This is a genomic window from Acidovorax sp. GW835-FHT14B10 (assembly GCF_058793725.1).
Window position 1 is genome coordinate 236,960 of the sequence record NZ_JBXAGC010000003.1, and the last position, 24,886, is coordinate 261,845.

22 protein-coding genes and 1 pseudogene are annotated in these 24,886 nt (G+C 66.4%); 5 read left to right on the forward strand and 18 right to left on the reverse strand.

What is annotated here, in order from left to right:
* Nucleotides 1-252: 252 nt before the first annotated feature.
* Both AC1Q5S_RS04470 and AC1Q5S_RS04475 read right to left on the reverse strand, forming a co-directional pair.
* Complete coding sequence (locus tag AC1Q5S_RS04470; protein ID WP_303836261.1) at nucleotides 253-654, reverse strand: YkvA family protein; 402 nt, start codon at nucleotides 652-654, stop codon at nucleotides 253-255.
* Between the two features lie 376 nt (nucleotides 655-1,030).
* Nucleotides 1,031-1,591, reverse strand: a complete 561-nt coding sequence (locus AC1Q5S_RS04475) for a Spy/CpxP family protein refolding chaperone (protein ID WP_492238392.1) — start codon at nucleotides 1,589-1,591, stop codon at nucleotides 1,031-1,033.
* Nucleotides 1,592-1,892: 301 nt separating this feature from the next.
* Between AC1Q5S_RS04475 and AC1Q5S_RS04480 the strand changes: the two genes are divergently transcribed.
* On the forward strand, nucleotides 1,893-2,930 hold the full coding sequence (locus AC1Q5S_RS04480) for a recombination-associated protein RdgC (protein WP_492238393.1): 1,038 nt from the start codon (nucleotides 1,893-1,895) through the stop codon (nucleotides 2,928-2,930).
* Nucleotides 2,931-2,967: 37 nt separating this feature from the next.
* On the opposite strand, the gene AC1Q5S_RS04485 is transcribed toward AC1Q5S_RS04480, so the two are convergent.
* The 9 genes from AC1Q5S_RS04485 to AC1Q5S_RS04525 all read right to left on the reverse strand — a co-directional run bounded on the left by AC1Q5S_RS04485 (nucleotide 2,968) and on the right by AC1Q5S_RS04525 (nucleotide 13,426).
* Complete coding sequence (locus AC1Q5S_RS04485; RefSeq protein WP_492238394.1) at nucleotides 2,968-4,134, reverse strand: acyl-CoA dehydrogenase family protein; 1,167 nt, start codon at nucleotides 4,132-4,134, stop codon at nucleotides 2,968-2,970.
* A 140-nt stretch (nucleotides 4,135-4,274) separates the two neighbouring features.
* Nucleotides 4,275-5,462: an acetyl-CoA C-acyltransferase family protein gene (locus AC1Q5S_RS04490; protein WP_492238395.1), complete on the reverse strand. Its 1,188-nt coding sequence runs from the start codon at nucleotides 5,460-5,462 to the stop codon at nucleotides 4,275-4,277.
* A 29-nt stretch (nucleotides 5,463-5,491) separates the two neighbouring features.
* Complete coding sequence (locus AC1Q5S_RS04495; RefSeq protein WP_492238396.1) at nucleotides 5,492-6,304, reverse strand: enoyl-CoA hydratase/isomerase family protein; 813 nt, start codon at nucleotides 6,302-6,304, stop codon at nucleotides 5,492-5,494.
* A gap of 68 nt (nucleotides 6,305-6,372) precedes the next feature.
* The gene (locus tag AC1Q5S_RS04500) at nucleotides 6,373-8,193 is read right to left on the reverse strand and encodes an AMP-dependent synthetase/ligase (RefSeq protein ID WP_492238397.1); all 1,821 of its coding nucleotides are present in this window, start codon (nucleotides 8,191-8,193) and stop codon (nucleotides 6,373-6,375) included.
* 195 nt (nucleotides 8,194-8,388) lie between these two features.
* Nucleotides 8,389-9,222 (reverse strand): ABC transporter ATP-binding protein, encoded by an 834-nt coding sequence (locus tag AC1Q5S_RS04505; protein WP_303836250.1) that lies wholly within the window; start codon nucleotides 9,220-9,222, stop codon nucleotides 8,389-8,391.
* 13 nt (nucleotides 9,223-9,235) lie between these two features.
* On the reverse strand, nucleotides 9,236-10,423 hold the full coding sequence (locus AC1Q5S_RS04510; RefSeq protein WP_492238398.1) for an ABC transporter substrate-binding protein: 1,188 nt from the start codon (nucleotides 10,421-10,423) through the stop codon (nucleotides 9,236-9,238).
* Between the two features lie 50 nt (nucleotides 10,424-10,473).
* Entirely contained in the window at nucleotides 10,474-11,511 is a 1,038-nt protein-coding gene (locus AC1Q5S_RS04515) for a branched-chain amino acid ABC transporter permease (RefSeq protein ID WP_492238399.1), read from the reverse strand.
* Between the two features lie 176 nt (nucleotides 11,512-11,687).
* A complete protein-coding gene (locus AC1Q5S_RS04520; protein ID WP_492238400.1) occupies nucleotides 11,688-12,569 on the reverse strand; it encodes a branched-chain amino acid ABC transporter permease in 882 nt (293 codons plus the stop codon).
* On the reverse strand, nucleotides 12,566-13,426 hold the full coding sequence (locus AC1Q5S_RS04525; protein WP_303836243.1) for an ABC transporter ATP-binding protein: 861 nt from the start codon (nucleotides 13,424-13,426) through the stop codon (nucleotides 12,566-12,568). Before AC1Q5S_RS04525 ends, AC1Q5S_RS04520 begins: the two co-directional genes overlap by 4 nt.
* 127 nt (nucleotides 13,427-13,553) lie before the next feature.
* On the opposite strand from AC1Q5S_RS04525, the gene AC1Q5S_RS04530 reads away from it, so the two are divergent.
* Nucleotides 13,554-14,291, forward strand: a complete 738-nt coding sequence (locus AC1Q5S_RS04530; protein WP_422202647.1) for a TetR/AcrR family transcriptional regulator — start codon at nucleotides 13,554-13,556, stop codon at nucleotides 14,289-14,291.
* A 68-nt stretch (nucleotides 14,292-14,359) separates the two neighbouring features.
* On the opposite strand, the gene cueR is transcribed toward AC1Q5S_RS04530, so the two are convergent.
* Both cueR and AC1Q5S_RS04540 read right to left on the reverse strand, forming a co-directional pair.
* The gene (cueR, locus tag AC1Q5S_RS04535; protein ID WP_303836239.1) at nucleotides 14,360-14,815 is read right to left on the reverse strand and encodes a Cu(I)-responsive transcriptional regulator; all 456 of its coding nucleotides are present in this window, start codon (nucleotides 14,813-14,815) and stop codon (nucleotides 14,360-14,362) included.
* Nucleotides 14,812-15,009 (reverse strand): heavy-metal-associated domain-containing protein, encoded by a 198-nt coding sequence (locus AC1Q5S_RS04540; protein ID WP_303836237.1) that lies wholly within the window; start codon nucleotides 15,007-15,009, stop codon nucleotides 14,812-14,814. Before AC1Q5S_RS04540 ends, cueR begins: the two co-directional genes overlap by 4 nt.
* Before the next feature lie 315 nt (nucleotides 15,010-15,324).
* Between AC1Q5S_RS04540 and AC1Q5S_RS04545 the strand changes: the two genes are divergently transcribed.
* Nucleotides 15,325-17,604 carry a heavy metal translocating P-type ATPase gene (locus tag AC1Q5S_RS04545; RefSeq protein ID WP_492238401.1) on the forward strand — a complete coding sequence of 760 codons (2,280 nt, stop codon included), beginning with the start codon at nucleotides 15,325-15,327 and terminating at the stop codon, nucleotides 17,602-17,604.
* Between the two features lie 72 nt (nucleotides 17,605-17,676).
* On the opposite strand, the pseudogene AC1Q5S_RS04550 reads toward AC1Q5S_RS04545, so the two are convergent.
* Both AC1Q5S_RS04550 and AC1Q5S_RS04555 read right to left on the reverse strand, forming a co-directional pair.
* A pseudogene (locus AC1Q5S_RS04550) lies at nucleotides 17,677-18,741 on the reverse strand (transposase).
* A 123-nt stretch (nucleotides 18,742-18,864) separates the two neighbouring features.
* Entirely contained in the window at nucleotides 18,865-19,965 is a 1,101-nt protein-coding gene (locus AC1Q5S_RS04555; protein WP_303836523.1) for an alkene reductase, read from the reverse strand.
* 267 nt (nucleotides 19,966-20,232) lie between these two features.
* Here AC1Q5S_RS04555 and AC1Q5S_RS04560 point away from each other — a divergent pair, with 267 nt between their 5' ends.
* Complete coding sequence (locus AC1Q5S_RS04560) at nucleotides 20,233-21,480, forward strand: YbfB/YjiJ family MFS transporter (protein ID WP_303836525.1); 1,248 nt, start codon at nucleotides 20,233-20,235, stop codon at nucleotides 21,478-21,480.
* 154 nt (nucleotides 21,481-21,634) lie between these two features.
* Here AC1Q5S_RS04560 and AC1Q5S_RS04565 read toward each other — a convergent pair whose 3' ends face one another.
* The 3 genes from AC1Q5S_RS04565 to AC1Q5S_RS04575 all read right to left on the reverse strand — a co-directional run bounded on the left by AC1Q5S_RS04565 (nucleotide 21,635) and on the right by AC1Q5S_RS04575 (nucleotide 22,723).
* The gene (locus tag AC1Q5S_RS04565; RefSeq protein WP_303836527.1) at nucleotides 21,635-21,802 is read right to left on the reverse strand and encodes a thioredoxin domain-containing protein; all 168 of its coding nucleotides are present in this window, start codon (nucleotides 21,800-21,802) and stop codon (nucleotides 21,635-21,637) included.
* A complete protein-coding gene (locus AC1Q5S_RS04570) occupies nucleotides 21,799-22,056 on the reverse strand; it encodes a YkgJ family cysteine cluster protein (RefSeq protein WP_303836529.1) in 258 nt (85 codons plus the stop codon). The genes AC1Q5S_RS04565 and AC1Q5S_RS04570 overlap by 4 nt, the downstream gene beginning before the upstream one ends.
* A 73-nt stretch (nucleotides 22,057-22,129) precedes the next feature.
* Nucleotides 22,130-22,723 carry an NADPH-dependent FMN reductase gene (locus AC1Q5S_RS04575; RefSeq protein WP_303836531.1) on the reverse strand — a complete coding sequence of 198 codons (594 nt, stop codon included), beginning with the start codon at nucleotides 22,721-22,723 and terminating at the stop codon, nucleotides 22,130-22,132.
* Between the two features lie 175 nt (nucleotides 22,724-22,898).
* Between AC1Q5S_RS04575 and mnmG the strand changes: the two genes are divergently transcribed.
* Nucleotides 22,899-24,884 carry a tRNA uridine-5-carboxymethylaminomethyl(34) synthesis enzyme MnmG gene (gene mnmG / locus AC1Q5S_RS04580; protein WP_303836533.1) on the forward strand — a complete coding sequence of 662 codons (1,986 nt, stop codon included), beginning with the start codon at nucleotides 22,899-22,901 and terminating at the stop codon, nucleotides 24,882-24,884.
* Nucleotides 24,885-24,886 lie beyond the last annotated feature (2 nt).

Below are 24,886 nucleotides of genomic sequence, written 5' to 3' on the forward strand. Positions count from 1 at the left end.
TGCCTTGGCTTGACAGCCACTTGCGCCACACCAAACCCTGTGTACCGCGCCCTGCTGCCGCTGTCTTGCGCACGGGGATAAAACCGGGCCAGGGCCGATTTCTGTGGATAAGTGCTCGGTTGTGCCAGAACTATCCCCAGTTTTGTTCTGGTGGGCAGTGGCCCAGGAAATTCCGATGGAAATCGGCGGATAGCGCCTGTGCATAAAGCGTTATAAGCTATTTATTTAATAGCAAAAAACGGTCATCGAACCCTATGCAGCCAGCCAGGGCCTGATCCACCAGTGCCACAGCGCCAGGCTGGCGCCGATCCAGATGGCCACGATCAGCACCGCACCGATGCGGCTGGTGGGCTTGCTGCCTTTGGTTTTTATCCACAGATCGGCCTGTTCGCGGCATTGCTGCAGCACCGGCGCCGGGATCAGCCGGATCACCAACCAGATCAACCCCGGCAGCAGCAGCACATCGTCCAGGTAGCCCAGCACGGGGATGAAGTCCGGAATCAGGTCGATGGGGCTCAGGGCATAGGCCACAACGAAGACGCCCAGCGCCTTGGCGTACCAGGGCGCCTGCGGGTGGCGCGCGGCAAACCACAGGGTGACGCCGTCGCGTTTGACGCTTTTGGCCCAGGTTTTCAGATGGCTCGCAATGTGCACAGTTTTCTCCGGGGAAAGGGGCAGGAAGCGCCCTATTTTTTACGCTTGTCACCACGGTGCAGCGGCGGAAAGAAGGTTTTGGTTGTTCTTCTATGGTTCTATATATAAATAGCAGTAGTAGTAGAGGGCGCCATTTTTTGTGGACAAGGCCATTTTTGTGAATGCTGGCGCGCAGTTGCGTTGGCTCAAACCATGTGCGCAGTGCGCCCTGAACTCTGGTGCTGGTAGATAACAACTTCCAGCGTCCCGGTTTTTCTGTGGATAACCACCGGGTTGTTCCAGAACTGTCCCCATGTCTGTCCACAATGAAAAAAGCCCGGTGCATTGGAAGGCACCGGGCTCGGGGGAGGGATTTGTGGGGGAGCTGCTGCAGGCTTTATCGGCCAGGGCCTCCCATGGGCATGTCGCCACCGTGCATCATGCCGTGGCGGCCGTGGTCACCCGGGCCATGACCCCAGTCGCCGCGGTATCCACCCTTGCCGCGCATGTGCCCGGCCTGGGCGTCGAAGGTCTTTTGCTGCTCTGGCGCCAGGGCGGCATAGAAGGTCTTGATGGCTTCACCGCGGCGGTCGGCTTCGGCGGCGCGCTGGGCACGCATGGCGCGCATGCGGTCGATGCGTTCGGGCGTGGTGAGCTTTTGCATGTCGGCGCGGTCCAGGCGGTTCAGGCGGGCGGGGCGTTCACCGGGTTGCATGGCGGCGGTGAGGGCGGCCCAGGCGGGTTCCTGTGCGGGGGTCAGTTTCAGTTGCGCCTTCATGGCTTCGGCACGCTTGGCCATGTAGGCCTGGCGGCGTTCCTGCCAGACGCCCGGCTTGTGGGCCTGCTCGGCCGCTGCACCGGCGGCTGGGGGCGCAGAGGGTGCTGGCTGGGCCAGCACGGGAAGGGTGAGGGCTGCCATCACGGCGGCGGCGGCAATACGGCGTTGGAAGAAAGACATGGTCAAAGTCCTTTCGGTGGGTTGGTCCGCTGGTACGACCGTTCCAGCGGTTGAAGGCCAGTGTGCGCGGCCCGTGTAACCCGCCTGTGTGGGATTGATACGCCTGTGTAAAGTTGCAAGAAGAAGCCCGGTGCCCCTGCTGTATGGATTTGACCTAAAAATGGCAGATAAAGCCTTATGGGTAAGCGCTGAAAGCTATTAAAACAATAGTAAAAACTGCCGCTGCACGGGCCAGGTGGCCTGCCGACCCCCGACAATGTCGGTTGTGCCCTGGATTTGCTAGAAGAAACAAAGGTTGTCCGTGTTCAAGAACATGATCGTGTACCGCATTGCACCGCAATGGCAGGTGGAATTGACGCAGGTGGAAGAGGCGCTGGCCAAGGCGCCTTTCCTCGAATGTGGTGCCACCCAGGAAAAGTCCCTGGGCTGGGTGCCGCCGCGCGGTGATGCGCATGGCCCGCTGGCCGAGTCGGTCGGGGGGCAGTGGATCCTGCGCTTCATGGTCGAAACCAAGGTGCTGCCCGGCAGCGTGCTGGCCCGCCGCGTCAAGGAAAAGGCCGAACGCATCGAGCAGGAAACCGGCCGCAAGCCCGGCAAGAAGGAAAGCAAGGAACTCAAGGACGAGGCCAAGCTCGACCTGCTGCCCATGGCCTTCACCAAGCAGGGCTCGATGTGGGTGTGGATCGACACCGCATCGCGCCTGCTGGTGCTCGACACCTCAGCCCAAGGCCGCGCCGACGAGGTGGTGACCCTGCTGGTCGAATCACTGCCCGGCCTGTCGGTCTCGCTCATCAACACCCAGACCAGCCCGCAGGCTGCCATGTCGCACTGGCTGGCCACGCAGGAGCCGCCCGTGGGCTTCACCGTGGACCGCGAATGCGAGCTCAAAAGCGCCGACGAGGCCAAGGCCGTGGTGCGCTACGCCCGCCACCCGCTCGACATCGAGGAGGTGCAGGCCCATATCGCCGCCGGCAAGCTGCCCACCAAGCTGGCCCTGACCTGGGATGACCGCGTGTCCTTCATGCTGACCGAAGGCCTGCAGATCAAGAAGGTGGCATTCCTCGACACGGTATTCGAAGGCACCAAGGCCGACGACGGCGGTTTTGACACCGACGTGGCCATTGCCACGGGCGAGCTGGTCAAGCTCATCCCAGATCTGATCGAGGCGCTGGGCGGCGAGGCCGAGAGTGGTGTGGCCAGCGCGGCGCAGGCGATGGCCGCTGGCGCTGCGCCATCTTCTGCGCCGTCCGCGCCCGCGCGCAAGACGGCCGGCGGTGGCATGGTGACCGGGCCCCAAGAGGCGCCGGAGGACACCGATCCGGAGTCGGCGCCGTTCTGACCCACCGGGGTGCGGTCGCAGTCAGTGTTTCATCGGCTCAGCGCCCGAGCAGCGACCGCGCCACCAGCTCCTTCATGATTTCCGACGTGCCGCCGTAGATGCGCAGCACGCGCGCGTCGGTCCAGAAGCGCGAGATCGGGTATTCGGCCATGTAGCCATAGCCGCCAAAGAGCTGCAGACAGGCATCGGCCACGCGGCCAAACAGTTCGGTGGTGTGCAGCTTGAGCGCGCTCACCGCCTCGGGCGTGAGTTCGCCGCGCTCGTAGGCGGCCACGCTGGCATTCAGGAAAGCCTCGGCGGCGGCGATGTCGCTCGCACACTGCGCCAGCGTGAAGCGCGTGTTCTGGAACTGGCCGATGCTCTGGCCGAAGGCCTGGCGCTCCTGCACGTATTTCAGCGTGGCATCCAGTGCGCCCTTGGCGCTGTGCACTGCCTGCACGCCAATGATGAGGCGCTCGCGCGGCAGCTCGCGCATCATCTGCACGAAGCCCTGGCCCTCCACGCCGCCGAGCAGCGCATCGAGCGGCACGCGCAGGTCGTTGAAGAACAGCTCCGACGTATCGCCCGCGTGCTGGCCGATTTTTTCCAGGTTCTGACCGCGCGTGAAGCCGGGCGTGGCCGCATCGACGAGGAACAGGCTCACGCCCTTGGCGCCCGCGGCCGGGTCGGTTTTGGCGGCCAGCACCAGCAGGTCGCAGTGCTGGCCGTTGCTGATGAAAATCTTGCTGCCGTGGATGACGTACTCATCGCCCTCCCGCCGCGCCGTGGTGCGGATGGCTTTCAGGTCGCTGCCCGCACCCGGTTCGGTCATGCCAATGGCCGCCACGGCCTCGCCGCTTGCCATGCGCGGCAGCCAGTACCGGCGCTGCGCCTCGGTGCCGCAGTGCAGCAGGTAGGGCGGAATGATGTCGTTGTGCACCTGCAGCCCGCCGACGAAGCCGCTATAGCCGCGGCGCGAGAGCACCTCCACCACGGCGAAGGAAAAATGCACGCTGGCGCCGGGACCACCGTATTCCTCGGGCACGTCGGCGCACAGGTAGCCGTTTTCCCCCATCTTGCGGAACAGCTCGCGCGCCACCAGGCCGGCCTTTTCCCAGTCACGGTAATGGGGCTCGATCTCGGCGTCGCAAAAGCGTTCGAGCGATTCGGTGAAGAGCTGCAGTTCGGCCTTCTGTTCGGCCGTGAGAAGGGTGTTGGGGAGCATGGTTGCTATGAATTCAGTTGCTGCCAGCGCTTTCTGGATAAGGGCGTTAACGGTGTTTTTTGTGGATACCTGAATCCATGGCGAATTCGCCATGGCCTGTGAAGTGGGAAGCGGCGCAGCCGCTCAGGGGGTTGGGCGCGTTACACGCGCTCGAAGATCGCGGCAATGCCCTGGCCGCCGCCGATGCACATGGTCACCAGCGCATAGCGACCGCCCGTGCGGTGCAGCTCGGCAATCGCCTTGGTGGTGATGATGGCGCCGGTGGCGCCCACCGGGTGGCCCAGCGAGATGCCCGAGCCGTTGGGGTTGACCTTGGCGGGGTCCAGGCCCAGTTCCTGCACCACGGCGCAGGCCTGGGCGGCGAAGGCCTCGTTGGCCTCGATCACGTCCATGTCCTGCACCTTGAGGCCGGTGCGTGCCAGCACCTTCTGCGTGGCGGGCACGGGGCCGATGCCCATGTAGGCCGGCTCCACGCCGGCGTGCGCGTAGCCCACGAGGCGGGCCAGGGGCTTGACGTTCAGGGCTTGCAGGCGGTCGCCCGCCACCAGCACCACGGCGCTGGCACCGTCGTTGATGCCCGAGGCGTTGCCGGCGGTCACGGTGCCGCCTTCCTTCTTGAACGCGGGCTTCATGCCGGCCAGCACGTCGAGCGTGGTGGCGGCGCGCACATGTTCGTCTTCGTGGAACAGCACCGTGCCCTTGCGCGTGGCGATTTCCACCGGCACGATCTGCTCCTTGAAATAGCCGGCGGCGATGGCGGCGGCGGCGCGGCGCTGGCTTTCCAGCGCGAGCTGGTCCTGCATGGCGCGCGAGATCTTGTAGCGCTCGGCCACGTTCTCGGCGGTGATGCCCATGTGCATCTGCTGCCAGGGGTCGTGCAGGATGCCGAGCATGTAGTCGATGCTCTTGGCGTCGCCCATGCGGACGCCGTAGCGCGCGGCGGTGTCGAAATAGGGGCCCCGGCTCATGGATTCCGAGCCGCCGCCCACGGCCACGTCGCAGTCGCCGTAGCCGATGGCCTGCGCGGCGCTGATGATGGCCTGCAGGCCCGAGCCGCACAGGCGGTTGACGTTGAAGGCGGGCGTCTCGATGGGGCAGCCGGCGTCGATGGCGGCCACGCGGGAGAGGTAGGCGTCCTTGGTGTCGGTGGGGATCACGTTGCCCATGACCACATGGCCCACGGCGTCGGGCGCCAGGCCCGAACGGGCGATGGCGGCCTTGACGGCGGTGGTGGCGAGCTGGGTGTTGGGCACGTCCTTCAGGCTGCCGCCGAAGGTACCGATGGCGGTGCGAGCGGTGCTGACGATGAAGACGTCACGGTGGGTCATGGCAAAGGCTCCAAAAGAAAGAAAAAGATTCAGCGGCCCTGGAAGGCGGCGGGGCGCTTGGCGTGGAAGGCTTCTATGCCCTCGGGCAGATCGGCGCTGCGCGCGCAGGCCACGAAGGCATCGGCCTCGGCGCGCAGCTGGGTGGGCAGGTCGTGGTCGAAACTGGTGCGCATCAGGCGGCGCATGTGGCCGTAGGCCAGGGTGGGGCCGCTGGCCAGGCGCTGGGCCAGTTCCTGCACGGTGGCATCGAGGTCGGCGGCGGGCACGGTGCGGTTGACCAGGCCCAGGCGTTCGGCATCCTGGGCGCTGTAGGTGTCGCCCAGCATCGCAATCTCCAGCGCGCGGCGCAGGCCCACCAGGCGCGGCAGCGTCCAGGAGGCGCCGACGTCGCAGCTGGTGCCGAGGTTGATGTAGGCGAGGTTGAAGCGCGTGCCCTCGGCGGCGAGCACGAAGTCGGCCTGCAGCATGAGCGAGAGGCCCGCGCCGGCGGCCACGCCGTGCACCTGGGCGATGACAGGCGCGTCGATGGTGGCCAGCAGCGCCACGGCCTCGTTGAGCGGTGCGAGCAAATCTCTGGCGCCCTGCACGGGGTCGGCGCGCAGCGTGGCCAGGTCGCCCCCGGCCATAAAACCCTTGCCCGCGCCGCACAGCACCACGCAGCGCACGCTGGCGTCCTGGGCCAGTGTGCGCGCGGCGTCGCGCAGCGCCTGCGCCATGGGCACATCGACGGCGTTGAGCGCGCCGGGGCGGTGAAAGCGCAGCGTCACGACAGCGCCGTCGCGTTCAATTTGCAGCGGTGCATCGCTGGGGTTGGACGTAGTCTGAGCCGTGGAGGCGGTCATGTTTGCTCCTGGAAAAAGAGCTTCCAGCGCTTGGCAGTAAAGCACTGGAGCCTTGAAGACATTGAAATTCAGCGGTACAGCGCCTCGATCTCGGCGGCGTAGGTCTTGTAGATGCTGGAGCGCCGTACCTTCATGGTGGCGGTGACTTCGCCGTCGTCGTGGTCCAGCTCCTTGGTGAGCAGGTGGAACCTGCGGATCTGCGCCACCTGCGCCAGCTTGGCGTTGCCGGTGGTGATCTCGGCGTCGATGAGTGCGTGCACCTGGGGCGTTTCGACCAGCGAGCGGAAATGCGTGAACGGGATGCGCTGCGCCTCGGCCCATTTGCCCACGGTTTCATAGTCGAGCATGACCAGCGCGCCGACGAACTTGCGCCCCTCGGCGACGATGACGCATTCCTTGATGTAGGGGCTGGCCTTCATCGTGTTCTCGATCTCGGATGGCGTGAGGTTCTTGCCGCCCGCCGTGATCATGATGTCCTTGAGGCGGTCCACGATCTTGAGCTGGCCGTCCACCAGGCGCACCACGTCGCCGGTGTGCAGCCAGCCGTCCACGATGCTTTGCGCCGTGGCCTCGGGGTTCTTGTAGTAGCCCGCGAACACCATCTCGCCCTTGATCTGGAATTCACCGCCCATGGCGTCGTCACCGCTCTTGGCGATGCGCCATTCCACGCCATGCGTGGGCACGCCCACGGTGCCCACCACCACATCGTCGAGCTGGTGGCCGGTGACCATGCCGGTGGATTCGGTCAGGCCATAGACCTCGACCAGCGGCACGCCGAGCACGCGGAAGAACCGCACCACCTCGGGCGGAATCGGCGCGGCGCCCGTCAGCGCCACCCTGGCTGCGCGCAGGCCGATGAAGTTCTGCAGCGCGCGGAACACCAGCCAGTAGCTGGCGGTGAAGGTGAGCATCTCGCCAAAATTCCAGCGCGCGCGCGGCTTGTCGGCCAGCGGCTGGCAGGCGGCATAGGCCTTGCGGAACAGCGCGCGGCGCAGGCCGCCGGTTTCCTGCAGCTTGATGCTGATGGCCGCGTGCATCTTCTCCCAGATGCGCGGCACGCCCAGGAACATGGTGGGCGCCACCTCGCGCAGATCCTCCTGCACGGTGCGGATGGATTCACCGAAGTTGACCTGCGAGCCCACGTACACCGGCACGAAGGTGGTGAGCATCTGCTCGGCCACATGGCACAGCGGCAGGTAGGAAAGGTGGGTGGTGTCCTGCGAAAGCTGGAGCCGGTCCACGATGCCGGGCACCACGCCGCGGATGTTGCGGTAGGAAATCATCGCGCCCTTGGGCTTGCCGGTCGAGCCCGAGGTGTAGATCATGAGGCCGATGTCATCGAGCTGCTGGCGCGCCAGCGCGGCCTCGATGTCCGAGAGCTTGCCGTTGTGCGCGCCGAGTTGTTCCACCTCGTCGAAGGGGATGATGAGGCTGCGCACCTCGGGTGCGAAGCTGCGCAGGCCCTTGGTTTCCATGACCACGATCTTTTTCAGGCGCGGCAACTCGTCCAGGGCGTCGAGCACCTTGTCGGTCTGTTCCTGGTCCTCGCAGACGATGATCTCGATGTCGGCGTGGCCCACCACGTAGGCCACTTCCGAAGACGGGCTGGTGGGGTACACGCCCACGGTGACGGCGCCGACCAGGCCTGCGCCCATCTGCGTGAGCACCCATTCGATGCGGTTTTCGGCAATCACGCCCACATGGCCGCCATGGGGCAGGCCCAGGGCGCGCAGGCCCAGGCCGAAGTGGCAGGCACGCTCGAAGTAGCGCTGCCAGGTGAAAGGCTTCCAGATGCCGAAGTCCTTTTGCCGGATGGCGACGCGCGCGGCATCCTGGCGCGCGCGTTCGCGCAGCATCTGGGGCAGGGTGAGTTCGGGGAGATTCAACATATCAGTGATCCATTGCGCATCGCGAACCCATAGCCGTCAAAACTGGCGCGGCAAGGGCCAGCGGCCGTCGTGCAAGGGCCGCCAAGCCGCGCATGCGGCGCTTCGCTTGCGTGCACTGGCGGCGTCCCCCTTCCCGCGTTGCGCAGCAATGCGAGAGAAGGGGGAAGGCGCGAAGCGCCACAGGGGGTTGTCCATTCATGAAAGCCAGCGCTTGCGACGCTTGTAATGCTTGATCTCTTTGAAGCTTTTCGCTTCGCCAGCCCCGCCCATGCCGAGGTAGAACTCGCGCACATCGGGGTCGCCCGCCAGGCGTTCGGCCGAGCCGTCGATGACGATCTTGCCGTTCTCCATGATGTAGCCGCGGTGCGCCACGGCCAGCGCCACGGTGGCGTTCTGCTCCACCAGCAGCATGGAGGTGCCGCGCTCGGCGTTGATGCGCGCGATGATGGTGAAGATGTCCTCCACCAGCTTCGGACTCAGGCCTAGCGAGGGCTCGTCGAGCAGGATGAGCTGCGGCTGGGCGATGAGCGCGCGGCCGATGGCCAGCATCTGCTGCTCGCCGCCCGACAGGTAGCCTGCCAGGCCTTTGCGGCGCTCGTGCAGGCGCGGGAAGTAGGTGTAGACGAGATCGAAGTCGGGCTTGGGCGCACCGTGCTCTGTGTGCTTGCGGCCCGTCAGCGCGTAGGTGGCGGCGACCAGGTTTTCCTCGACCGTGAGGTCCTCGAACACCCGGCGCCCTTCCATCACATGCGAGAGCCCGTTGCGCACCAGTTGCTGCGGCGCCAGTGCGGCGGTGCTCCGGCCGTTGAAGAGGATGCTGCCGCTTTCCAGCGCGCCGTCCTCCAGCGCCAGCAGGCCCGACACCGCCTTGAGCGTGGTGGACTTGCCCGCGCCGTTGCTGCCCAGCAGCGCCACGATCTGGCCGCGCGGCACAGCCAGCGACAGGCCGCGCAGGGCCTGCACCACCTTGTTGTAGATGACCTCGATGTTGTTGACTTCGAGGACGTGGTCCGTGGCGTTCTGGGTCATGGTCAAAGCAGTATCAGAGCTTGATCCAGTCGGAGGCGGCCACCATTTTTTGCGCCTTCATGTCCGCGCGGTACACGCGGCCCACGGGGATGGAGTTGCCGGTGATGGTGATCGGCACGCCGATCAGGCCGCCGGTGTCAAAGTCCTTGAATGTGTTCAGCGCGGCCTTGAGGTTGGCGCCGTTCAAAGGCTTGCCCGCATCCAGCGTGCGCTTGGCCGATTCGAGGAACAGCATGGCGGCCAGGAAGCCCTGGATGTAGGCCGTGCTCTGGTATTCCGGGCGCATGGCGCGGATTTTTTCCAGCATGGGCGCCTTCTCGGTGTCGTAGTGGTAGCGGAAGGGCATCACGCCCATGAAGCCGTCGCCGTCCGGGCCCATCTTCATGACGGTGGAACTGTCCATGGTCCAGAAGGTGCCCATCCACTTGCTGGTCATGCCCTGCTGCTTGCCTTGGGTGATGAACTCGGGGATGGGCGCCAGGATGTAGCCGTGGAAGATGGTGTAGTCGGGTGCGGCGCGGCGCAGCTTGATGACCTCGCCCGAGACGTCCACGCTGCCCGCGGGCGTCATGATCTTGACGGGCACCGACAGGCCCAGCTTCTTGGCTTCGGCCTCGCTTTTCTCGATGGGGTCGCGGCCGAACTCGGAGTCGGAATAGACGAAAGCCACCTTGGCACCGGGCTTTTCCTTGGCGATGTGCTTGAGCAGGATGCTGAACATCTCCGTGTAGTCGGGGCCGACCAGGAACTGGTTCGGGTACTTCTTCGGATCGTTCAGTTCGGAGGCGAACGAGGCACCGGCCATCAAAATGCTGCCGTTGCGGTCCAGCTCGGGGTTGATGGTCTTGGCGAAGCCCGTGGAGTCGCCGTAGTAGACGTTGACCTTGTTCTGGCTGGTGATCTTCTTGAACGTGGCCACCGACACATCGACCTTGTAGCCAGTGTCCTCGGGCACATACCGGACCTTGCGGCCCTTGATGCCGCCCGCGTCGTTGACGATCTTCACGTAGTCCTGGATGCCGGCGTTGATGCCCACGCCCGCGAAGGCGAAGACGCCCGTCATGGGGATGGAGCCGCCGATGATGATCTCTTCGGCGCCCTGCGCGAGCACCGACAGCGGGTGCGTGAGCGCGGTGGCGCCCGCGGCGGCGGCGCCCAGCATCAGGTGGCGGCGCCGGGTGGAAATGCGTTGCTGGTCCATGCGTGTCTCCTTCGGTTGGTTGTGTAGTGGCATGAAAACAATGGGGTGGCTCAATTGCGGAAGGGCCACAGGTGGAAGAAGCGGCGGACGCGCCGCCACACTTCGGCCAGGCCGTGTGGCTCGAACACCAGGAAGCCGATGATCAGGAGGCCGAAGATGATGGTGCGCACGGGCGAGAGGAACACCGTGTATTCGGTGCTGTTGGGCAGCAGGTCGAACACCAGCTTGAGCAGCTCGGGCACCATGGTCATGAACACTGCGCCCAGGATGCCGCCGAGGATGGAACCCATGCCGCCGACGATGATGGCCGCCAGGAAGAAGATCGACATCAGCAGCGGAAAGCTCTCGGGCGTGACCACGCGGAAGAAGTAGGCCCACAGGCCGCCCGCCACGCCGGCGTAGAACGACGACAGGCCGAACGACAGCAGCTTGTAGCGCAGCAGCGGAATGCCCAGCACCTCGGCCGAGATGTCGCGGTCGCGGATGGCGATGAAGGCCCGGCCGATGCGCGTGCGAAACAGGTTGGCGGCGCCCAGCAGCATCAGCACCGTCACGGGCACGATGAGCCAGTACAGGTGAAAGGATGTCTCCAGCGGCATGCCGAACAGGCTGGCGGGCGGCACGCTCAGGCCGCCGGTGCCGCCGGTGAACTTCCAGTTGGCAAAGATGAAGTGCGCGATGAACGATGCCGCGATGGTGGCAATGGCCAGGTACAGCCCCTTGACGCGCAGCGACGGAATTCCCACCACCAGACCGCCCAGCATGGCGACAAAGCCGCCGGCCAGCAGATTGAGCAGGAACGGCGTGCCCAGGCGCGTTTCCAGCACCGCAACGGTGTAGGCACCCAGCCCCATGAAGGCCGCCTGCCCCAGGCTCACCAGCCCGGTGTAGCCCGTGAGGATGTTGAGCCCCGTGGCACTGGCCACATTGATGCTGACCAGGCAGGCCAGGTAGAGCCAGTAGTCGCTGGCCATGAAGGGAAACAGCACGAGCAGCGCGGCGGCCACGGCCAGCCACGCCTTTTGCGTGCGCGAGTCGAACAGCGCCGCGTCGGCGGTGTAGCTTTCCTTGAGGGTTCCGATGCGCATCTGTTACTACTCCAAAACGCTGTGGGCCGCTGATATCGCCCGCCAATGTGGAAAAACACCGCGCTGCAGAAGGCCGCGGAGCAGGCCATGCCAGCGACCGCCGTGGAACCAGCTTTGCCGGGCCAGTAGCGGTGTCCCCCTGGAGGGGGAAGACGCGAAGCGGCTCAGGGGGTGTTTCATAGTCTTTCGATTTCGTGCGTGCCAAACAGGCCGTAGGGGCGGACCATGAGGATGCCGACCAGCACGATGAAGGTGGCGAGCAGCTTGTATTCGCCGCCCAGGTAGGCCCCGGCCAGGGCTTCGACCAGGCCGATGCACAGGCCGCCGACAAGCGCACCGAGCACGCTGTCGAGCCCGCCGACGATGACGACGACCAGCACCGACAGGCCGAACACGCCCATGCTGGACGAGATGCCGCCGATCGAGCCGACGATGATCCCGGAAATGGCCGCGAGCATGGCCGAGGCCACCCAGGACAGCGAGAACACGCGCGGCACGTTGATGCCCACCGAATACGCGGCCGCCTGGTCCGACGCCGTGGCGCGCAGCGCCACGCCGCCGCGCCAGAAGCGGAACACCAGCAGCACGGCGGCGATGAAAATCACCGCGATCACCGCACCCCAGAACACCTTGGGTGCGAGGAAGGCGTCGCCCACCATGATGGGCTGCGTGGGCATGAAGTCGGGCAGGCGGCGCTGGTCGGCGCTCCAGATCATCTCGACCAGGCCCACCAGCACCGAGGCCAGGCCCACGGTGACCATGAAGACGGAGATGGGCGGCTCGCCCAGCAGCGGCCGGATCATGGTGCGCTCGATCACCGCGCCCAAGAGCCCCGTGCCGAGCACGGCGCCCGGAATGGCCAGCCACAGCGGCAGCGCCATCATCGAGGCGAAGGTGAAGAACAGGTAGGCGCCAACCATGAGCATTTCGCCAATGGCGATGTTCACCACGCGCGTGGCCTTGTAGACCATGACGAAGGCCAGCGCCGCCAGGGCGTAGAGGCCGCCGCTGGCAATGCCGGTGAGGCTGATTTCAAACAGATAGGCCCAATCCATCATGCGGCTCCTTGCGCTGTGGCGGTGGCGCCCGCCTGCAGCTTGCGGCGCAGGTCGCCGACGTCGCCCGATCCGAGGTAGGCGCGGTTGACCTCGGGGTCGGCCTGCACCACGGCGGGCGTGCCCTGCGCGATGACCTGGCCGAAGTTGAGCACCACCACATGGTCGGACAGGTCCATCACCATGCCCATGTCGTGCTCCACCATCAGCACCGTCACGCCCCATTCGGCGCGCACGTCGAGGATGAAGCGCGCCATGTCCTCGGTTTCTTCTCGGTTCATGCCGGCCACGGGTTCGTCGAGCATCAATATTTCGGGCTGCATGGCCAGGGCACGCGCCATTTCCACACGCTTTTGCAGGCCGTAGGGCAGGGCCGCGACGCTGGCGTGGCGGATGTGGTCTATCTCCAGGAAATCGATGATGCGCTCCTCGATGTCGCGGCGCAGCTCGGCCTCTTCGCGGCGTGCGCGGCCCATGTACAGCAGCGCGTCGAACACATTGGTTTGGAGGTGCGCGTGGCGGCCGAGCTTGATGTTGTCGAGCACCGTCATGCCGCGGAACAGCGCAATGTTCTGGAAGCTCCGGCCGAGGCCCATGCGGGCGCGCTGCGGCGCGGGGATGCGCGTGATGTCCTGGCCACGGAAGCGGATGCTGCCTTGCGAAGGCCGGTAAAAGCCCGAGATGGTGTTGAACAGCGAAGTCTTGCCGGCGCCGTTGGGGCCGATCACGGCGGTGATGGTGCCTGGCTGCACGTCAAAGCCCACGCCCGACAGCGCTTTTACGCCACCAAAGGTGAGCGTGACGCCATCGACCTGCAGCAGGGGGGCGGTGGCAGGGCCACGGGGTTGGTTTGTCTCCATCGGGCTCTTATGCGGGTTTGTTCGAACCTGTAAATTTCTACTTTTACGTAAACTGCTTACTCACGAGTAGATTCTTGGGTCAACCACCTTCTCCGGGCATCGGTAGTTTCCCGATGCGATAAGCACCATGAACCAAAGCGCGGTCGCCAAGACTCCGAAGATCCCCAAGAAGACGGCATCGGCCGTGGCATCGCCCTGGGCTACCGCCCCCGATCGAGAACAGCAGCGCGAGGCCAAGCGCCAGGCCGTGCTGCAGGCGGCCGCGCAGCTGTTCAACGAACGCGGTTTTCACGCCACCTCGCTCGACGACATCGCCGCGCGGCTTCATGTGACCAAGCCCACGCTGTACTACTACGTGAAGAACAAGGACGAAATCCTGCTGCAGTGCGTGAGCCAGGGGCTGCAGATGACGCTGGAAGGCATCGAGGCCTCGCGCCAGGCCGGTGGCAATGCGATGGACCAGTTGCGCGCCTGCATGAAGGTGTATGCCGACATCGTGATGCAGCCCTTTGGCATGTGCCTGATCCGTGTGGGTGACGAAGAGGTGCCCGAGCCCAGCCGCACCGAGCTGCGCCGCATGAAGTCCGAGATCGACCAGGCTTTCAGGCGTCTGGTGGCCCAGGGGGTGCAAGAGGGCTCGCTGCAACCGTGCGACCCGAAGATGACGGCCTTTGTGATTGCCGGCGCCTTGAGCTGGATCGGCCGCTGGTACCAGCCCGGCGGCGAATACACGCCAGAGCAGGTGGCGCAGCAATGCATTGCCACGCTGTGCGAGGGGGTGCTGCGGCGGCCCGGGCCGTTGAAGGCCGTTCCCGCCAAGCGCGGGGCCGCTCCTGCCGTGGCGCGCAGGACATCAAAAAAGTGAGCTGTAGGCGCTGTCTCGATTCCGGCAGGGGCGGTTTTTATTGAGATTTGCGTGGAATGCGCAAAACGCTATCGGGGCAGTGATTTTTTGGGAGGCGCACCGGGTGATTCGGGCGCTGCCGCCAGGTCGTCGAGGATGGGGCAATCGGGCCGGTCGTTGCCCTGGCAGCATGACACCAGCGTTTGCAGCGTGCGCTGCATGGTCTGCATGGCGGCGATGCGGGCGGCCAGGTCGTCGATGTGGGCCTGGGCAATGCGCTTGACGCTGGCGCTGGCGCGCCCCTTGTCCTGCCACAGCGCCAGCAGTTCGCGGATTTCTTCCATCGAGAAGCCCAGCGTGCGGGCGCGCCCGATGAAGCGCAGCGCGTGCACGTCGGCCTCGGTGTACTGGCGGTAGCCGCTGCCGGTGCGGCCCACGGGGGGCAGCAGGCCCAGCGATTCGTAGTGGCGCACCATGCGCGCCGATACGCCAGCGCGGCGGGCGGCCTCGCCAATGGGCACGGGCCAGCCTGCGGTGGGGGTCATGCGGTGACCTGGTAGCCCTCTTCGGCAATGGCGGCGGCCAGGGCCTCGCGGGACTGGGTGCTGTCGATATCGACGCGGTTTTGCGCGCGGTCGATGCGCACGGTGGCGGCGGGGTCGAGTTGCTGCACGGCCTGGGTGACGGCGCGTTCGCAGTGGCCGCAGGTCATGCCCTGGACTTGAAGGGTGTATTGCATGCAATTTCTCCGGTAAAAAATGGCGACACCGATATGGTGAACCTTGACATGGTGGCATAGTCAAGCGCTAGGGATTCTCTGCATGAATCGAGCGGGAAGTGTGCGCTGCGGATCGGAGCGATCTGCTCGGCGCAAAACGCAGCAATAGCCATTGCTATTGCGAGTATTGGCAACGACGCAGACCGCCCGAGCCCGCAGATGCACACGGCGCGGTGATTCGTGCAGAGGATCCCTGGTGATGGCACTGGTGGCGGCGAGGTTGATCGCTGCCATGGCTTGACCTTGCCATCATGGCAAGGATTACGGTACCCCCTTATGAACACAATTGCCACCCCTTCCGAACCGCTGGACACCCTGGACCTGGGTATTGGCGGCATGACCTGTGCCAGCTGCGTGGGCCGCGTCGAGCGCGCCCTGCGCAAGGTGCCCGGCGTGCAGGATGCCACCGTGAACCTGGCCACCGAGTCGGCGCGCATCGTCTATGGGGTGCCGCCCGATGCGACAGGCCCGGCCATGGACGCCCTGCTGCGCCGCGCCGTGCGCAATGCGGGCTACGAGCCGCGCGCGGCGGGGCAGGACGATGCGCCCGAGGATCTTTCGCCCTGGGCCGGTTTCCTGCCGGTGGGCGTGGGCCTGCTGCTGTCGGCCCCGCTGGTGCTGCCCATGCTGGGCGATCTGTTCGGCCAGCACTGGATGCTGCCGGCCTGGGTGCAGTTTGCGCTGGCCACGCCGGTGCAGTTCATTCTGGGGGCGCGGTTTTACAAGGCGGGCTGGCATGCGCTGAAGGCGCTGACGGGCAACATGGATCTGCTGGTGGCCATTGGCACGTCGGCGGGCTGGGGCTTGTCGATGTGGCTGTGGCTGACGGCGCACGAGGGGCATGCGCCGCACCTGTACTTCGAGGCGTCGGCCGTGGTCGTGACACTGGTGCTGCTGGGCAAGTGGCTGGAGGCGCGCGCCAAGCGCCAGACCACGGCGGCCATCCGCGCGCTGCACGCGCTGCGCCCCGATGTGGCCCACATGCTGGGGCGCGACGGCGAGGTGGATGTGCCGGTGGCCGAGGTGATGGCGGGCGACCGGCTGGTGGTGCGCCCGGGCGAGCGCATTCCGGTGGATGGCCGCATTCTGGAGGGCCACACCCAGGTGGACGAGTCCATGCTCACCGGCGAGCCCCTGCCCGTGACGCGCGAGGTGGGGGCGCCGCTGACCGGCGGCTCCATCAATGGCGACGGCCGGGTGGTGATGCAGGTGTCGGCGGTGGGTGCCGAGACGGTGCTGTCGCGCATCATCCGCCTGGTCGAGGATGCGCAGGCTGCCAAGGCGCCCATCCAGCGCCTGGTCGATCAGGTGTCGGCGGTGTTCGTGCCGGTGGTGCTGGTGGTGGCGCTGGCCACGCTGCTCGCCTGGCTGTGGACGGGCACGGGTTTCGAGTCGGCCGTGATCCACGCCGTGGCCGTGCTGGTGATTGCCTGCCCCTGCGCGCTGGGGCTGGCCACACCGGCGGCCATCATGGCGGGCACCGGGGTGGCGGCGAAGCACGGCATTCTCATCAAGGATGTGCAGGCGCTGGAGCTGGCGCACAAGGTGGATGTGGTGGCCTTCGACAAGACCGGCACCCTCACCGTGGGCCGACCCCGGCTGACTGCCTTCGAGGTGGCGCCGGGCCAGGACGAGGTGGCCGTGCTGGCGGCCGTGGCCAGCGTGCAAAGCGGCAGCGAGCACCCGCTGGCCCGGGCCGTGGTGGCGGCTGCGCAAGAGCGCGGCCTGCAGCCCGTGGCGCCCGACGGCGTGCGCGCCGTGCCGGGGCGCGGCACCGAGGGCGAGGTGCAGGCGCGCAGCTACCTGGTGGGCAGCCTGCGCTGGATGGAGGAACTGGGTGTGGGGCTGGGTGCGCTGGCGGCGCGGGCGGCCGATTTGCAGAGCGCGGGCGCCACGGTGTCGGCCCTCGCAGAGCGCACCACCGACGGGCTGACCCTGCGCGCCATTCTGGCTTTTGGCGATGAGCCCAAGGCCGGCGCGCGCGAGGCGCTGGCGGCCCTGCGCGCCCTGGGCGTGCGCACGGTGATGGTTTCGGGCGACAACCGGGGCGCGGCCGAGGCCATGGCCCGGCGCCTGGGGCTCGACCCCGATGCGGGCGAGGTGATGGCCGAGGTGCTGCCGGGCGACAAGGCGGCCCGCGTGCAGGCGCTGCAGGCGGGGGGCGAAGGACCCCTCGGGGGGCAGCGAACCACACGCAGTGGGGAGCGTGGGGGCCATGTTGTGGCCATGGTGGGCGATGGCGTGAACGACGCGCCCGCCCTGGCCGCCGCCGATGTCGGCATGGCCATGGGCAACGGCACCGATGTGGCCATGCACGCCGCCGGCATCACGCTGATGCGCGGCGACCCCATGCTGGTGGCGGCGGCCCTCGACATCTCGCGCCGCACGGTGGCGAAAATCCGGCAGAACCTGTTCTGGGCCTTTGTCTACAACGTGGCCGGCATTCCGCTGGCGGCGCTGGGCTACCTGAACCCGGTGGTGGCGGGGGCGGCCATGGCGCTGAGTTCGGTGAGCGTGATGGCCAATGCGCTGTTGTTAAAACGCTGGCGAATGTAAAACCTCGGCGCTTCGGCCGGGTGTATCACCGATCTCTGGCGAGCGGCCAGAGTGCTCTAAGCCCCATCCCTTTCAAGGTGTTGTCCCCGCAGCCTGTTTGAGGACACGAGCGGTGGACAGCTGCTTGCGAGCCACAGCGCCAGCCACGTATCCCCCAGGCTTTTCCTTCTTGGGGCCGCGCTTGGCCGTGGCAACACTGCGCGGGTTGACCTTCCCTGCCAGGCGCAGCAGATGCTGCGCAACCTCCTCGCCTGACGCCTCGCACCACGGTTGCCACACCTCAGATGGCAGCGCAATGAGCATGCCCTGGTAGTCGCTGGCCACATGCACGCCCAGGTGATAGCTCGAGACATCCAGACCAGGCGCTCGCTCGCAGTGCGCCTGCTCCACGCAGCGCTTGAGTAGCGCCAACACGTTGAACGCCAGCACTGCTGCAGCAAACCCCAGCAGCGCCGCACGCGGGTGGCCCAAGGTCCGGATCTCGCTGTGCAGCACCGATTCGAGCCGTCCGAACAAGCCCTCGATGCGCCAGCGCTTGCGGTACAACTGCGCAATGGTGGCCGCGTCGATGCTCGCCGGCAGGTTGCTCCACAAGGCAATGCTTTGGTCACCCGCTTCGGTGGGCGCCTGCAACTGGATCTCGATGCGGCGCCAGGACGGCGGGGCGACCACCGTCTCCTGGGTGGCCGCCAGCTCAATGGCTTGCTCACGCACCTGCCCGGTCTCTGTGGGCACGGCTTGGCTTCAGGGGCCGGTCTTGTCCAACTTCGGATGCCTGGCGTGCTCACGCACGATAAAGCCCGCTTGGCGCAGTTGCCAGCCCTGCAGGCTGGGCTGGCTGCCTACCGCAGCAACCACCGGCTCCAGGCGAGCCGCGCTGCCTTGCACCAGAGCCCGCAGCACCAGGGGTTCTGTGCGCTTGACCTTGTCGTACAGCGCTGCCAGCGTGACGGGCAACTGCGCCATCTTCTTGGCCGCCGCGTGCAGCGAGGGGCGCAGCCCCAGGCTCACCAGCATCATCAGCTCCACCACGCTGGAGAACAGCAACTCGCGAGGATACTGGCGTTGGCGGCTGGTCTGGAACACTTCATCCACCCAGCTCGCCGGCAAGGCATGCTCCAACGCCGCCCGGGTCATCACGCTCACCGGCGCATGGCTCTCAAACCTCTCCAAGACTTCTTTCCACATCCGCAGCTCTCCCGCTGTGGGGCGCAGGTTACTGCTGCGGGATCAGGGGCAACACCTTGAAAGAGATGGCTCTTAGTAGAGGGTTGGGTAATCGGTGTAGCCGGCGGCGCCGCCGCCATAGAAGGTGGCGCTGTCGGGCTTGTTCAGGGGTGCGTTCTTTTCCAGCCGGGCCACCAGGTCGGGGTTGGCAATGAAGGGTCGGCCAAAGGCCACGATATCGGCGCCGGCGGCCACGGCGGCTTCGGCCAGGGGGCGGTCGTAGGCATTGTTCACCATCCAGGCCCCCTTGCCGCCGGCCTTGCGGTACACGGCCTTCAGGGCGGCATAGTCAAAGGGACGGTCGGGCAGTTCGCGGGGGCCGCCGGTGGCCCCTTCGACGATGTGCACATAGGCCAGCTCCAGCGGCGCGAGCTGGGCCAGCAGGTAGTCGAACAGCTGCTGGGGGTTGTCGTCCGCGATGTCGTTGGCGGGGGTGACAGGCGACAGGCGGATGCCGGTGCGGCCGCCGCCGATTTCATCGACGATGGCGCGCACCACTTCCAGCGTGAGCCGGGCGCGGTTCCTGATGCTGCCGCCGTAGTCGTCGGTGCGCCGGTTGGCACTGGTCTTCAGGAACTGGTCGAGCAGGTAACCGTTGGCGCCGTGGATCTCCACACCATCAAAGCCGCAGGCGATGGCGTTGCGCGCGGCATGGCGGTAGTCCTGCACGATGCCGGGCAGCTCGCTCAGGTCGAGTGCGCGAGGCATGGAGGTGTCGGTGTAGGTGGGCACTCCGTCCTTGATCAGCACGGTCTTGGCCTTGGCGCGAATGGCCGAGGGCGCCACCGGGGCCACGTTGCCGGGCTGCAGGTCGGTGTGCGAGACGCGGCCCACATGCCACAGCTGCACCACGATCTTGCCGTCGGCCGCGTGCACGGCGCTGGTCACGCGCTTCCAGCCGTCGAGCTGCTCGGTGCCATACAGGCCGGGCACGTCGGCATAGCCCTGGCCCTGGGGGCTGATGGCGGTGGCCTCGGTGATCAGCAGGCCGGCGCTGGCGCGCTGTGTGTAGTAGGTGGCCATGAGCGGCGTGGGAATGGCGTCGGGTGCGCGGTTGCGCGTGAGCGGCGCCATGGCGATGCGGTTGGCCAGGTGCAGGTCACCGGCCTGGACGGGTTCGAACAAGGAGGGCATGAAAGGCTTTCGTCGCAATGGGAAGATGGGATGTGCACAGGGGCAAGTTCACACCCGAGGGTACTGCAGTGCCGCACTCGCTGCAGTACGCGGCGGGTAGTACGGTAACGCCATTGTGTGCTATCTGCGCTACCGCAAAAGAATCTGGTTTTTCTAAAATGATAGCTGCATGCGCTGTATGCATCATGGTTTAAGGTTGTTTCGATCAGAATTTGAGAGGTGGGCACCGGCAGACCGCAGCGGTGCCCGCAGGCACAATCAGCGCCCATGGAGACAAACCTTACAAGAAGCCTGCAAGGCTTGCGCGCCCATCCGGTGGGCGTGGTGCTGGCGCTGTCGCTGGGTGCGGCCGTTTCGCTGGGGATCACGCGCTTTGCCTATGCCTTGCTGCTGCCCGTGATGCGCGAGGACTTGGGCTGGAGCTACACCCTGGCCGGGGCCATGAACACTTTCAATGCGCTGGGTTATCTGCTGGGCGCTCTGGTCGCCCCCGCGCTGCTGCGGCGCCTGGCACCCGGCACCCTGCTGCTGGGGGGGGCGGTGCTGGCCACGCTGTTCATGGCCTTGAGCGGCTTCTTTCTCGAGGCCGCCCCGCTGCTGCTGCAGCGTCTGCTGGCGGGCGTGGCCAGCGCGGTGATCTTTATTGCCGGCGGGCTGATGGCGGCGCGTCTGGGCGCCCTGGACGTGGGTCGCAGTGGCCTGCTGCTGGGCCTGTATTACGGCGGCGTGGGCTGGGGCATTAGCGCCTCGGCCTTGCTGGTGCCGCCCGTGCTGGCATTGGCCCCGGCGCTGCACGGCTGGACCTGGGCCTGGTGGGCGCTGGCGGCCGTGTGTGCGCTGGCCACCGTGGTGCTGGTGTGGCCCGTGCGTGCACTGCGCGTGCTGACGGCGTCTGCACCTGCCCCTGCGGCAGGCATGGGGGTGGGTGCAAAGGTGGTTGCTGGCCCGGCTGCGCCCCCTGCGCCTGTGCCCTTGCGCGCGCTGGCGCCGGCCCTGCTGGGCTACACCTTGTTTGGCGTGGGCTACATCGGCTACATGACCTTTGTGGTCGCGCTGCTGCGCGAGCAGGGCATGGCCAGCGGCACCGTGACGCTGTTTTATGCCCTGCTGGGGTTGGCGGTGGTGTTGTCGTCGCGTGTCTGGGCGGGTTTGCTGGACCGCAGCCGCGGCGGGCGGGCGCTGGCCCTCCTCAACGGCCTGCTGGGCGTGGCCACGCTGCTGCCGGCGCTGACCTCGGTCTGGCCCGTGGTGATGGCATCGGGCCTGTTGTTTGGCGGGGTCTTTCTGGCTGTGGTGGCCTCTACTACGGCGCTGGTGCGCCACAACCTGCCGCCAGCGCAATGGGCCGGTGGCATCAGTGCATTCACCGTCGTGTTTGCTGCCGGGCAGATCGTGGGGCCTACGGTGGTGGGCTGGATTGCCGACGGCCCCGGTGGACTGGCGCGCGGCCTCGTGTATTCGGCTGTTGCGTTGTGGCTTGGGGCGTTGGTGGCGGCGCGCCAGCGGCCGCTGTAGCTGCGTCTTTCATTGCAACTGGCCATGGTGCTGCGCGTTCAGCGCGTCACCTGAAGCTGGCGCATCCCAATCCGGCGGCGGCCACGCAAGCGCTGCCCCGTTGTGCTGGCGGCGCCCCCTCTCGGGGGAAGGTGCGAAGCGCCACCGGGGTGTTTCACTTCAACAGACCTTCGATCTGCATGGCTACCTGTACGGCAGGGCAGGCCGCCACGCGCTCGCGGCAGGCGGTCAGGTGGGGCACAGCGACTTCGTGCAGGGCGATGTGGGGAGAAAGGGAGCAGGCGCCGGGCCTCTGGGCGCGGTGCTGGCGCCCGCTTTTCACGCGGGCCGGGTCTGCTCTTCCAGGCGCGCCAGGTAGCGCATGGCGTATTCCCGGTCGGGGCCGCACATTTCGACCGAGGGCATGAGCCCGCTGCAGACGGCGGGGCGCCCCGGTTGCCCGAAGATCCGGCAGCGGGCATCGTCGCCCAGCTGAATGCAGGGCACACCCGCGGGTTTGCCTTGCGGCATGCCCGGGATGGGCGAGCTGATGGAGGGGGCGGTGCAGCAGGCGCCACAGCCGGGGCGGCAATCCATGAAGGGGTGACTCCTGTGGTGAGAGCTGCCTGTGCCTGCCAATCGGGCACAGGTGCCATTTTTGCTGCAATGCTCAGGCCGCTGCGGGGTGCAGCCGCTCGGCGGCCCACAGCACCTGATCGACCACGGCGCGCACGCGGTCGCGGTGGGCCGGCTGCACCAGGGCGCCCTGGTCGTTGAAGGCGCTGCCCGCCTGCCCCAGGGCAAAGACCTGGGGCGCCAGCCAGCATTCCAGGTTGGTGAGCAGGGGTGCCAGGTGGTTTTGCGAGCGCAGGCCGCCCAGAGCGCCCGGCGAGGCGCTGAGCATGCCCACCACCTTGCCCCGGAACGACCGGGTACCGTCTTGCCAGTCGGTGTGGCCTTTGACGGGGCTGGATGCCCAGTCGATGGTGTTCTTGAGCAGGGCGGTGTAGCTGCCGTTGTATTCGGGCGAGCAGATGATCCAGCCCGGGTGCTCCCACAGGATCTGCTTGAGGCGCAGCACATCGGCGGGCGTGCCTTGGGCTTCGAGGTCGGCGTTGTACAGCGGGATGTCAAAGTCGGAAAGCTCCAGCAGCGTGACCTGGGCGCCGGCTTCCCGGGCGATGGCGGCGGTGGCTTGGGCCAGTTGGCGGTTGAAGGATTTCTGGCGGGTGCTGCCCGCGAAAACGAGGAGTTGTTGGTGCATGACGGGGATTGGAGCATAGGCCCGGAGCAGGATTCCTGCGGGCCTGTTTCACGTGAAACAGCGCCCGTGGCTGACCTGTCCGGCGACGTGGTGAACGCAAAGTGGGAAAATCACGGGTTGCCCGCGCTGGTGCAGGCGATTTGACCATTGGGCCATTGGGCCCCGGAGCGCTGCTATGTTGTACCCCCAGGAATTTGATGTGATCGTTGTCGGCGGTGGCCATGCAGGCACCGAGGCCGCGCTGGCCGCTGCGCGCTTGGGGCAACGAACGCTGCTGCTGACCCACAACATCGAGACACTGGGGCAGATGAGCTGCAACCCCAGCATTGGCGGCATCGGCAAGGGCCACCTGGTGAAAGAGGTGGACGCGCTGGGCGGCGCCATGGCGCTGGCCACGGACGAGGGCGGCATCCAGTTCCGCATCCTCAACAGTTCCAAGGGCCCTGCCGTGCGTGCCACGCGGGCGCAGGCGGATCGCATCCTCTACAAGGCCGCCATCCGCCGCATGCTGGAGAACCAGCCCAACCTGTGGCTGTTCCAGCAGGCGGTGGACGACCTGATGGTGGAGGGCGACCGCGTGGTGGGGGCGGTGACGCAGGTAGGTATCCGTTTCCGTTCGCGCACGGTGGTGCTGACGGCCGGGACTTTTCTGGATGGCAAGATCCATGTGGGGCTGAACAATTACGCCGCTGGCCGGGCAGGGGACCCGCCCGCCGTGTCGCTGTCGGCACGCCTCAAGGAGTTGCAACTGCCGCAGGGACGCCTGAAAACTGGCACGCCGCCGCGCATTGACGGGCGCAGCATCGACTTTTCCCAATGCACCGAACAGCCCGGCGACGGCATGCCCGGTGGGGTGAACGAGGGCACCGTGCCTGTGTTCAGCTTCATGGGCCATGCCGCCATGCATCCACGCCAGGTGCCCTGCTGGATCACCCACACCAACGAGCGCACGCACGAGATCATCCGCGGCGGCTTTGACCGCAGCCCCATGTTCACCGGCAAGATCGAGGGCGTGGGCCCGCGCTACTGCCCGAGCGTGGAAGACAAGGTCAACCGCTTTGCCGACAAGGACAGCCACCAGATCTTCCTGGAGCCCGAGGGCCTGACCACGCACGAGTTCTACCCCAACGGCATCAGTACCAGCCTGCCGTTCGACATCCAGTACGACTTGGTGCGCAGCATGCCCGGGCTGGAGAACGCGCACATCCTGCGCCCGGGCTACGCCATCGAATACGACTACTTCGACCCGCGCGCGCTGAAAAGCAGCTTCGAGACGCGGCAGATCCAGGGCCTGTTCTTTGCCGGGCAGATCAACGGCACCACCGGCTACGAAGAGGCGGCGGCCCAGGGACTGTTCGCCGGCATCAACGCCGCGCTGCAGTGCCGGGGCGATGCGCCCTGGCTGCCCGGACGCGACGAGGCTTACCTGGGTGTTCTGGTGGACGACCTCATCACCAAGGGCGTGACCGAGCCCTACCGCATGTTCACCAGCCGGGCCGAGTTCCGCCTGCAACTGCGTGAGGACAATGCCGACATGCGCCTGACGGAAGTGGGTCGCCAGATGGGCCTGGTGGACGATGCACGCTGGGATGCGTTCAGCCGCAAGCGCGATGCGGTTTCACGTGAAACAGAGCGCCTCAAATCTACCTGGGTGAATCCGCGCAACCTGCCGGCCACCGAGTCCGAGCGCGTGCTGGGCAAGAGCATCGAACACGAGTACAACCTGTTCGAACTGCTGCGCCGCCCCGATGTGCACTACGCCAGCCTGATGACCTTGGACGGCGGCAAGTACGCCTCGACCGATGTTTCACGTGAATCCCTGGGTGACCTGAGCGAGCCGGTGTTGGAGCAGGTGGAGATTGCCGCCAAGTACGCGGGCTACATCGATCGCCAGAAGGGGGAGGTGGAACGTGCCGCACACTTTGAAAAGCTGCGCCTGCCTGCCGACCTGGACTACATGCAGGTCACGGCGCTCAGTATCGAAGCCCGCCAGGTGCTCAGCCGCCACCGGCCCGAAACCCTGGGCCATGCCTCGCGCATCACCGGCATCACGCCCGCGTCGATCTCGCTGCTGATGGTGCATTTGAAGAAGGGTGGGTTCAAGGAGTTCACCGTGGCACCGGCTTCGCCCGCCAAGGCGGAAGGTGAAGTGGCGGCATGACG